The following is a 10,495-nucleotide window of genomic DNA, read 5'->3' on the forward strand; positions in this document are numbered from 1 at the left end:
GAAACTGATCTTCGGTAATATGCCGCATGCCGATGTAATGATTTAAACCATTAATAATATTTACATCGCCGCTTAAATGATTTTGCCAGATATACATTCTTAACCCTTCGGGATATTGTGGTGCCTGCAGATCTATTTTCCACATAGGCACAAACAAAACAACCACTAAGGCTGCACCGCAAAATACCAACAGTATTCTTACCCAGTTTTGTAAAGTTGAAATTTGCATTATATTTATTTATTACGATAATTTTAAAAAGGAACAGGTACAATAACCTGCTCCTTTTTTCTTATGCTAAAACTTATTTTTTAATTGCCGTATCTGCCTTAGGATAATTTTTACCAGTGCTGAATAACAGCGGCACATTGCTTCCGGCTGGTGACACTCTGATATAACCCGACATTTCCTGGTGTAATGCACTGCAAAAATCAGTACAATACATAGGGAACATACCTACCCTGTCGGGGTTCCATTTTAAAGTTTGTGTTTCGCCGGGCATAACCAATAACTCGGCATTGGCAGCACCTTTAATGGCAAAGCCATGCGGTACATCCCAATCCTGTTCCAGGTTGGTAACATGAAAATAAACTTCGTCACCCATTTTTATACCTTCAATATTATCAGGTGTTAGGTGAGAACGTATAGCCGTCATATATACATGTACTTTATTGCCTTCACGTACTACTTTTGTTTCACCTTCGCCATTTGAAAAATAGGGATTTTTATTATTCTCCATTTTGAAGAATTTTACCGAATTTTTTTTGATAAGCTCTGCCGGTACAATTTGTGCATAGTGCGGTTCGCCAATGGTGGGATAATCTAATATCAATTGCATTTTATCGCCGCTGATATCATACAGCTGTGCACTTTGCGAAAGCTCGGGCCCGGTTGGTAAAAAACGATCTTTAGTAATTTTATTGTAGGCTACTAAATATTTTCCGTTAGGTGTTTTGGTATCGCCACCTGCAACAGTTAAATGCCCAACTGAATAATAAGTAGGCGCCCTGTCTAAAACTTTTAAATCTTTAATACTCCACTTTACAATTTCGGAAGAAACAAACATAGAAGTATACGCATTGCCTTTATTATCAAACTCGGTATGCAAAGGGCCAAGGCCGGGTTTTTTTACTTCGCCGTATAAAACACTTTCGTATTTAATAATGGGTATGCCATCAAACTCGCCAATATAATCTTTTGCAGCAATGGCTTTTTGTAATTTATCAAAACTAAAAACCGGAATTAATGCAGCTAATTTTCCGCTGCCTACAATGTACTCGCCGGTGGGGCTTACATCGCAACCATGCGGCGATTTGGGGCAGGGGAAAAAATAACACAGGTCTTTAAAATCTTTTACATCTAAAACGGTTACTTCTGTTTTAATTGTTGATGTTGCCGAATGGGTAACATCGCTGTAAACATTGTGTGCATATTTTACAGATTGTTTTCTGCCTTTACCTGCTTTAATATATTCTTCAGCTTTCTTCCAGTTTACCGCCATAATAAAATCTTTATCTTTTTGCGACGCATTTACTTCAAGTAAAGTATTAGCTTGTTCTGTATTATAAGTAGAAAAGAAAAACCAGCCATGCGAAACACCTTTACCGGCACGGCTTAAATCAAAATTAACACCGGGGCATTGTAATTGAAAAGCAATATCCATAGTACCATCATCTTTTGAAACACTGATAAAACTAATGGTGCCTTTAAAATTTTGTTTGTAAGTAGTAATAGGTACATCGCCATTTACATCATCGGGTGGCACACTGAAACGGGTACCCGCTACAACGTATTCTGTATTTTCTGTAATAAAAGGAGAAGAGTGGTTTCCACCGCTGTTGGGTAACTCAATGATTTCTGCAGTACGAAAAGTTTTTAAATCAACCCTGGCAACACGTGGTGTATTATTGGCATTGGCAAAAACCCAGCGGCCATCATAATCGCCATTTGTTTTTGACACCTGCACATGATGCAGATCGTCCCACGGCACCATACCATGAGATGTGTTGAGCATTGGTTTTGTTTCTTCACTGTAGCCCCAGCCTTTTTCAGGGTCAACCGAAAAAACAGGAATTACCCTCAGCAAACGGCCGGATGGTAAACCATACACACTCATTTGGCCGCTAAAACCTCCTGATACAAAATTGTAAAACTCATCATACTTGCCAGGTGCAACATAAGTTTTTGCTGCCGCATCGGAGCTTACCGCATTACCGGCATTTTTTGGTTTACAGGCATTAAAGCCTAACAGTAAACTAAAACCTGCAAGTATTACTGTTATACATTTTTTGTTTCTCATTTTTTATTTGATTTATATAATTACCGTTTATTATTTTTGATTGGATAATTTTATTTTACGCCATCATTCTTACGCATAAACTCATACAAACCCCTTGCATCTGCATCGGCTAAATTTTGATTGGGCATACGCACCAAACAAATTTCTAACTGCGCCTGTGCTTTAGGATCTTTATTCAGCATTTCATCTGTATTGGTTACAAAATTCATGATCCATTCTGCAGAGTGGCGTGTGGTAACGCCTTTCCAACCGGGGCCTACTAATTTTTCATCCGTTAATTTGTGACAGCTGCTGCATTTAACACCGTACACTTTTTCGCCGGTGGCAGCCATAGCTGCATCTACTGTTGCACCTACTTCTACATTACTAAATTTACCCTCTCCTCTTTTAGGGTCGTAAGAGGGATTACCATTATCTGCTGTGGTAGTCTTTGTATCGGTTGCATCGGTATTTGCTTTAGTATCAGCACCTGCGCCTGTACCACAGGCAGCTATAAAAATTGCTGCAGTAAAAATGATTGCTAATTTTTTCATGATAATTATTTTTTTGTTTGTAAAAATGATTTTACAAGATTACACCTGATATAGTTGTAGCTTTATGCGTAGAATCATAACAATAAAAAATTCCTTCTTTAAAAACTCTCTCCCGTTATGGAAATGCATCATGCAATTCCATCAACATTAAGAAATCAAAAAAAAAGATTTTAAGTTAATCAGTATATGATTTTAATCACATGCTGATATAATACCTGTCATTTTCTCCAAAGCCTGATACGCTGATATTGGGTCAAATTAAGCATACCTAAATTTTAATTTAAGATGATTGCTATTGACACTTTGCTGGCGTGGGGAGCCGCATTTAAAAAAATAACCGCTAACGAAATTATTTTCAAAGAAGGTTGCCCATCTCAATTTTATTACCAGTTGGTAAGTGGCAGTGTACGCTGGGTAAATATTAATGATGAGGGTAAAGAATTTTTACAAATTATAATTGACCCCGGAGAAAGTTTTGGTGAGCTTCCTTTGTTTGATGATGAACCTTTTGCTGCAACAGCAATTGCCAACGAAGAATCTGTTATCATCCGGTTGCACCGTTCCATATTTCATAAATTAATAAAAGAAAGCCCGGAGATACACCTTGCATTTAGTAAACAACTTACACAGCGGTTGCGGTTTAAATTTTTTATTTTAAAAGAAATGGCCAACCACAACCCGGAGCACAGTATATCTACCCTGCTGAGTTATTTTAAGCAAACACAAAAAAATATTTGTCCAAAGTGTAACAGGATAAATTTAACACGTCAGCAAATTGCTGATATGACCGGCTTAAGGGTAGAAACTGTAATACGTACCATTAAAAGTTTAGAAACAAAAGGCCGGTTGGTAATTGATAAAGGCAAAGTTTATTGCTAGTAAAAGTTTCAATTGCTTAAAAAATCATCTGCAATAAAGTTTATGAATTAAATATTTATTATGGCTTTTTATTTACAACGCTGGATAAAAATTTGTTTATTTAATTTACTGCTGGTTGCAGCCATTGGAGTGATATTAAGATACAAGATCGCATTTTCGTTGCCCTTTATAGATCAAAAGCATTTATTGCACGGTCACTCACATTTTGCATTTGCCGGATGGATAACGCAGGCATTAATGGTTTTGCTGGTAGCATATATTGCCAATAAAAAGGGCGAAAATATTTTTAAAAAATACCGCTTTATTTTAAATGCAAATCTTTTTACAGCATTTGGCATGCTGGTTACATTTCCTGTACAGGGATATGGAGCATATTCTATAACCTTTTCTACACTTTCCATTTTTGTATCCTATGCGTTTGCAATTATGTACTGGAAAGATTTAAATACCATTTCAGAAAAAAATATAATTGCCTGGTGGTTTAAAGCTGCGGTAGTATTAAATGCCTTCGCCTCGCTGGGCGCTTTTGGTTTGGCATTTATGCGGATAGAAAAAATTATACACCAAAACTGGTACCTGGCTGCAGAATATTTTTATTTACATTTTCAATACAACGGCTGGTTCTTTTTTGCCTGCATGGGTTTAATCAGTTCAATAGTTTCAACCGATGCCCGGCCGGTTATTTTAAAAAGGATTTTTATTTTATTTGCAGCAGCAGTTTTGCCAGCATATTTTTTATCAACATTATGGATGCCCATTCCATTATGGGTTTTTCTTTTAGTTATTGCTGCAGCAATTGCACAAATTTTGGGATGGATATATATGGCAGGCATTATCAAAAAACAATCTTACACTTTAAACAACACTATACCGCCTGTTGCAAAATGGTTGTTGATTTTTTCGGCCATTGCCTTAAGCATTAAATTACTGTTGCAACTGGGTTCTACCATTCCATCGCTCAGCGATCTGGCATTTGGTTTCCGGCCAATAGTTATTGGGTATTTGCATTTGGTATTGCTGGGCATAATTACTTTATTTATATTGGGATATATGTTTGCATCAAAGGCAATTGTAAACAGTAAAAATTCCATTGCAGGTGCAGGCATTTTTGCAGCCGGTATAATTATCAACGAAGTTTTTTTAATGACGCAGGGAGTTGCTGCATTAGATTATATCAATATCCCTTTTATTAATGAAGCACTGCTGATTGCAGCAATCATTATGTTTGCAGGATTGTTAATTTTAGTAGCGGCCCAAAAAATAAAAAAGGAAAATAAGTTCCACCCTAATTAAAATATAAACATCTATCTAAAATTATTACAGGCTTTTTAACCTTGCGCTGGCAGAAGTTAAAACAGTAACCAATGCAACAATACTGATACTGCTTGCAGGCATAAGAATTGCAGCTACCATAGGAGATAAAATACCCTGCACAGCAAAAGATAATCCAACTATATTATAAACAACAGAAAGAATAAAACTTGCCGTAACAATGTTTTTACCCGACTTTGCAAAAGCAATAAACTTATCCAGCATTTTTACATTTATACCATCTAAAATAGCATCACATGCCGGAGAAAATTGGGTAGTATTGTCACTTACAGCAATGCCCACATTACTTTGCATTAAAGCACCGGCATCATTTAAACCATCTCCCAGCATTAACACATTTTGCCGCTTTTGCTGAAGTGTTTTAATAAACTCCAGTTTTTGTTGCGGCGATTGATAGAATTGAAGATGTGCATTTTTACCAAATATATTTTGAAGGTTTTCTTTTTCCGAATCATTATCTCCTGATAAAACAAAGCAATCAAAATTTTCATTCCCCAATTGCTTTACCAGTTCATTTATTCCGCTGCGGTACTGGTTGCTTATATTAAAGCGGCCCATGTGTACATTATTCATCATTACATGCACATGTGTGCCGGTATCGTAAGTAACAAAGCCATTATTAAACTGGTTAATAAAACTTGCAGAACCCATTTTTACATTTACATCATTTACTGTTGCTTCCATTCCTTTACCTGCATACTCTTTAAAATGCTGAACCGGTTCCATTCTCATTGAGCCAATTTGTAACCATGCTGTAATTATTTTACTTAGAGGATGAGCCGATTGCCGGGTAATATTTTTTACGGCATCCATTTCCTTTTCTGTTAATGGCGTGCCTTCATAACTTACCAGCGACGATTTATTTTGAGTAAGTGTCCCTGTTTTATCGAAAACAACAGTATTAATTTTTGCAAGCGATTCTATAATACCTGCATTTTTCAGGTACAATTTATTTTTACCAAAAATGCGGAGCATATTACCGTAAGTGAATGTTGCAGATAGCAGCAGCGAACAAGGGCAGGCCACAATTAATACCGATGATACTGCTGGTAAAATTTTTGAAGGATCATTTATCCACCAAAAAATTAAAGTAATAATTGCTATACTAAATAATGACAAAGTAAAATACCTGCTCCAGGGATGAATGAAAGATTTTTCTGCATTTTTTTTACTGGCAAAAATATCATTGTTCCATAGTTGTGTAATATAACTCTGCGAAACTTCCCCTGCCACTTCCAGTTCTATCGCAGTGCCCATCTGTTTGCCGCCTGCATAGATCAACTCACCATTTAGTTTTTGTACTGGCGTATTTTCGCCGCTGACAAAACTATAATCTACATTGGCATTACCATCCATTAAAATGGCATCTGCCGGAATCATTTCTTCGTTGCGGATAATAATTCTATTGCCTTTTTGTAATTGTGTAACAGGAATATTTTTTTCGATACCATTTGTAATTACTGTTACTCCCAGGGGAAAATAAGAACGGTAATCCCTGTCGAAAGAAAAAGAATCATAAGTTTTATCCTGAAACCATCTGCCGATGAGCATAAAAAAAACAATGCCGGTACCCGAATCTAAATAACCTGCGCCATGGCCACTGATAATTTCGTAATAACTTCTTGCATAAGTAACCGTAATCGCTAATGCAATGGGGGCATCAATATTTAAAAACCGCTGCCGCAAACCTTTTACAGCCGAAATAAAAAACCCGGAAGCACTAAAAAATAAAACTGGTATTGATAAAAAAAAATTGAGCCATGTAAAAGTTTCCTTCAATCCATTCTGTTCTATATTACCGCTGCTGAAATATTCAGGAAAACTCAGCATCATGATATTGGCAAAGCAAAAACCCGCTACACCAATTTTATAAATTTGTTGTTTGTTAAATTGGGTTGATTTTTTTGATACGCTATCTTTTAAACTGATGTTGGGTCCGTAGCCAATAAAAGCCAGCAGCTCCACCACTTTACGCAAGGATATTTTTTGCGGATCGAAAATTATAAATACTTCTTTACGCTGAAAATTAGTTTGCGATTTTGTTATGCCGGCATCAATACGGTGCAGGTTTTCCAGTAAAAAAATACAGGAAGAGCAATGCATTTGCGGTAAAGAAAAAGTTACATTAATTTGTGTGGGGCTGCTGAACTGTACCAATTTATTTTTGATGATCTCATCATCCAAATAAGCAAAACGTTCGCTTACAAATTTACCTTTTGCTTTTATACCGGGATTTTTATCAAAGTTGTAATATACACAAAGATCATTTTGGCTGAGAAGCAAAAAAACCTGTTTACACCCCTGGCAGCAAAAGTTTTTTTCTTCAATAGCTATACTCTTATCATCGCAGTTTTCGCCGCAATGATAGCATTTGGTTTGTATGGTTGATATTGTTTTTATAAAGCGGAATTTTAAAAAATAAAAGCCGCCATATAGTATTACACAGCGGCTTTAAAGACAGAAACTATTGAACAGCTTTTTTAGCACAGGTATTTATACCCAGTATTTTATAAATTGGGCAAAAAGAAATTACACCTGTAAGCAGTGGCACAATTGCAAGTAAGCCCCACCAGCTTGCATAATAAAGCCCTGCAGCCCCAATTAAAATAGCCAGCGTGTATCTAACTGACCTGTCTGTATTACCTACATTGCATTGCATAAAATTGGATTTAAGATATAGTTGATAAATAATTCATGAAATTGCATTTAAGATCGATATAGGTTTTTTCTATTGCTTTAATTCTTTGCCGCAAAATATCCTGGTTACAAAATGCTTCAACATCCTGCTTATTTTTTAAATCACAATCCTGTAAAAGTCTTTTTTGCTGTTCGTCAATTGCTTCATCTAATTTTTTCATTTCGTTTTGCTGCTGCATTAATTCACTGTTAAAAAAAATATCGGTACCGGCTTTATCAGCCGGCCCGTTTATGTTATCTGCATTTTGCACATTTGCAAGCATTGTTTTTAATTGAGGTATTTCTTTTACCTGTGCTTTTATTGCACTTTGCCAGCCGGCATTCTCATTTATAAATAACCTGCATTTTGTTTCATCTAAAAGTAACGTATGTTTCATAATGCTGTTTATTACACAAAGATGCCTTGTAAGCAGAAAAATTAAAATGACCAGCGTCAAAAAGATGTATGAGATAAATCAGGAATTGATAAAAGCTAATTTGAATGCCAATTAGACATTTAATCCACCCGGTAAAAAATGTCAGTCCCGATTGTAATCGGGATTGTCGAAACCGGGTGCAAGAGTCAACCCGCCTTCGACAAGCTGCTAATGACAAGTATTTTAAAAGGTTGGAATTCAATTTTGTAAAAAATTGAATTTAGCCACAAAGACTCGAAGGCACAAAGGAAAATGCGTAGCATTTTTCTACTTCGTGCCTTTGCGCCTTTGTGGCTAACCTTCTTTCGCAGCGAAGCTGAGAAAAAAAGTCTTATTGTCATTTGCAAAGAGCTTAAAATATTTTTATCAGTGCCGCAGGCTTACAGTGTATATAAAAGATGCACTAAAAATAAAAAAAAGTCAACAGTTTAATTTATTTTTCAAACAGCCATGCAAAAGGTTTATATGGCTTTTGAGTTTTGAGATTAAATTTTACCACACTGTTTTGTTTGATATACTCCACCGCTTCATCAATAGAATCTGTAACTAAAAAAAGATTTGTATCGCTGTCAGAGATGGTAGATTTATTTTTCATTAAGGCGATATGTTCAATTAAATCTTTATGAAAAGCCGTATCAAAAATTACTATGGGGAACTCACTTATTTTTTTTGTTTGAATTAAAGTAAGGGCTTCAAAATATTCATCCAATGTGCCAAAGCCGCCGGGCATTACCACAAAAGCATAAGAATATTTCAGCAGTAAAGTTTTACGCACAAAAAAGTAGCGGATGTTAACCCATTTATCCAGGTAGGGATTTGGATGTTGTTCTATTGGTAAAACAATATTACAGCCCACACTTCTTCCACCAACTTCCTTAGCGCCTTTATTGGCGGCTTCCATTATGCCGGGTCCACCACCCGTCATAATTGTAAATCCTAATTGTGCAATTTTACCGGATAGTGCTTCGGCCATTTCATAATAAGGATGACCATCTTTAAACCGTGCCGAACCAAATACGGTAACGCATGGCCCAACAAAATGCAAAGCCCTGAAGCCTTTTATAAATTCAAACAACACTTTAATTGCAAACTTAAATTCTTCCCAACGGCTTTGGGGACCTTCTAAAAATTTTATTTCTTCTTTTACTGCAGGCTTAGTTTCGGAATTTATCATTGGAGTTATTTCTACCTAAACCTAATATAATTTTTCTGATTTTTATTAGACTCTTTTCAAAACATGTTTATCTACCAGCACTTCGCCGTGATGAATAAGGAGCGGTTTGATGGAGTTGGCAATAATGCAGTGTTTATAAGTTTTAGTCAGTAAGTCGTTAGCAACAGCAATATCTTCTTCCTTTTCTACAAATATTTTTGGAAAAAGATTTACAGTTGTAAATTCTAAATGGCCATATACCAAATTAATTTGGCCTATGGCATTGCATTCCAAATCAGCAACGGAGAATTTTCTTTTTTCTGCAATGGCAAGGTAAGTAGTCATAAAACAACTGCTTAACGAACTTAAAAATAAATGTTCGGGGCTCCACATATCCGGCACACCGCCGGCAAATTCCGGCGGCGTGGCTACTTTGATAGTATCTTTTACATCATTGGCGGTTAGTATGCCTTTGCGGCCTTCCTGCCAGTTCAACTGCACTTCAAAAAAATACTGGTACTTTTCTGTTTTCAACATTTACTATTTTTATTTATGAGAAATAAAAAGCGGCATTTTTATTTCACGAATTATATCTTTTGCAAAGCTCTTTTTAAATAATTCAGAAAACATACTTCTTGAAAAAGCACCCATTACAATAAAACTGTTGGGTTGCTCTGCGAGCCAGTCAACAAAATGTTTTTTACTGTCCATTTTTAAATTTTGCAATTCCAGCGCCGGATAATGACTTGCCACCAATTCATTCATCATCACATATTCGGGTAATTCCTCTTTATCATCTTCAGTTACTGTTACCAGCATACTTTTTTTATTTACCAGCTCCGGAAAAAGATAAGCAAATTGTTTAATAGCAAAAATGCTGGATTGGCCGCCATCATAACTCAGTAAAATTTGTCCCGGCTCTTCAAATTTTTCCGGTATCAGCATCACCGGGCATTCTGCTTTTTTCAACAATTCTTCCAGGTAATAATTGGGTTGATTCGACTCAACATTTTTAAAAAATAATTCGCTGCTCACTAAAAGTACATCAGCAAAACGGGTTTCTTCCACTAAAGAAGAAAGCGCCATCATGTCCAAATCTTTATGCACTCTGTACTGTATGTCTTCAGTAATGCAGGCATCTTCAAACAAATGAATATTTTTATTTACTACCTCATCATCATCATTTTT

10 protein-coding genes and 1 pseudogene are annotated in these 10,495 nt (G+C 36.0%); 2 read left to right on the plus strand and 9 right to left on the minus strand.

Annotated features, from left to right (window positions below; genetic code table 11):
- From ACY65O_RS03145 to ACY65O_RS03155, 3 genes and pseudogenes are all read right to left on the minus strand, one after another.
- A pseudogene (locus ACY65O_RS03145) lies at positions 1 to 229 on the minus strand (hypothetical protein); the annotation flags it as partial.
- A gap of 73 nt (positions 230 to 302) precedes the next feature.
- Entirely contained in the window at positions 303 to 2,297 is a 1,995-nt protein-coding gene (gene nosZ / locus ACY65O_RS03150; RefSeq protein ID WP_462219396.1) for a Sec-dependent nitrous-oxide reductase, read from the minus strand.
- Between the two features lie 50 nt (positions 2,298 to 2,347).
- Positions 2,348 to 2,830: a c-type cytochrome gene (locus ACY65O_RS03155; RefSeq protein WP_462219397.1), complete on the minus strand. Its 483-nt coding sequence runs from the start codon at positions 2,828 to 2,830 to the stop codon at positions 2,348 to 2,350.
- A 285-nt stretch (positions 2,831 to 3,115) separates the two neighbouring features.
- On the opposite strand from ACY65O_RS03155, the gene ACY65O_RS03160 reads away from it, so the two are divergent.
- Together ACY65O_RS03160 and ACY65O_RS03165 are read left to right on the plus strand one after the other, a co-directional pair.
- Complete coding sequence (locus ACY65O_RS03160) at positions 3,116 to 3,709, plus strand: Crp/Fnr family transcriptional regulator (protein WP_462219398.1); 594 nt, start codon at positions 3,116 to 3,118, stop codon at positions 3,707 to 3,709.
- A 60-nt stretch (positions 3,710 to 3,769) separates the two neighbouring features.
- Positions 3,770 to 5,002, plus strand: a complete 1,233-nt coding sequence (locus ACY65O_RS03165; RefSeq protein ID WP_462219399.1) for a hypothetical protein — start codon at positions 3,770 to 3,772, stop codon at positions 5,000 to 5,002.
- 24 nt (positions 5,003 to 5,026) lie between these two features.
- Here the strand turns inward: ACY65O_RS03165 and ACY65O_RS03170 are convergent, their stop codons facing one another.
- The 6 genes from ACY65O_RS03170 to ACY65O_RS03195 form a co-directional block, all read right to left on the minus strand.
- Positions 5,027 to 7,480, minus strand: coding sequence for a heavy metal translocating P-type ATPase (locus ACY65O_RS03170; protein ID WP_462219405.1), 2,454 nt, complete (start codon positions 7,478 to 7,480; stop codon positions 5,027 to 5,029).
- A gap of 25 nt (positions 7,481 to 7,505) precedes the next feature.
- Positions 7,506 to 7,700, minus strand: coding sequence for a YgaP family membrane protein (locus ACY65O_RS03175; protein ID WP_462219400.1), 195 nt, complete (start codon positions 7,698 to 7,700; stop codon positions 7,506 to 7,508).
- A 10-nt stretch (positions 7,701 to 7,710) separates the two neighbouring features.
- Complete coding sequence (locus tag ACY65O_RS03180; protein WP_462219401.1) at positions 7,711 to 8,115, minus strand: hypothetical protein; 405 nt, start codon at positions 8,113 to 8,115, stop codon at positions 7,711 to 7,713.
- A gap of 472 nt (positions 8,116 to 8,587) precedes the next feature.
- Entirely contained in the window at positions 8,588 to 9,328 is a 741-nt protein-coding gene (locus ACY65O_RS03185) for an LOG family protein (RefSeq protein ID WP_462219402.1), read from the minus strand.
- 45 nt (positions 9,329 to 9,373) lie between these two features.
- On the minus strand, positions 9,374 to 9,844 hold the full coding sequence (locus ACY65O_RS03190) for an OsmC family protein (RefSeq protein WP_462219403.1): 471 nt from the start codon (positions 9,842 to 9,844) through the stop codon (positions 9,374 to 9,376).
- A 9-nt stretch (positions 9,845 to 9,853) separates the two neighbouring features.
- Positions 9,854 to 10,495, minus strand: a 642-nt coding sequence (locus tag ACY65O_RS03195) for a hypothetical protein (protein WP_462219404.1), incomplete at its 5' end; no start/stop codon positions are given.

Origin of the sequence: Ferruginibacter sp. (genome assembly GCF_031430955.1) — a bacterium.
Taxonomy (GTDB): Bacteria; Bacteroidota; Bacteroidia; order Chitinophagales; family Chitinophagaceae; genus Ferruginibacter.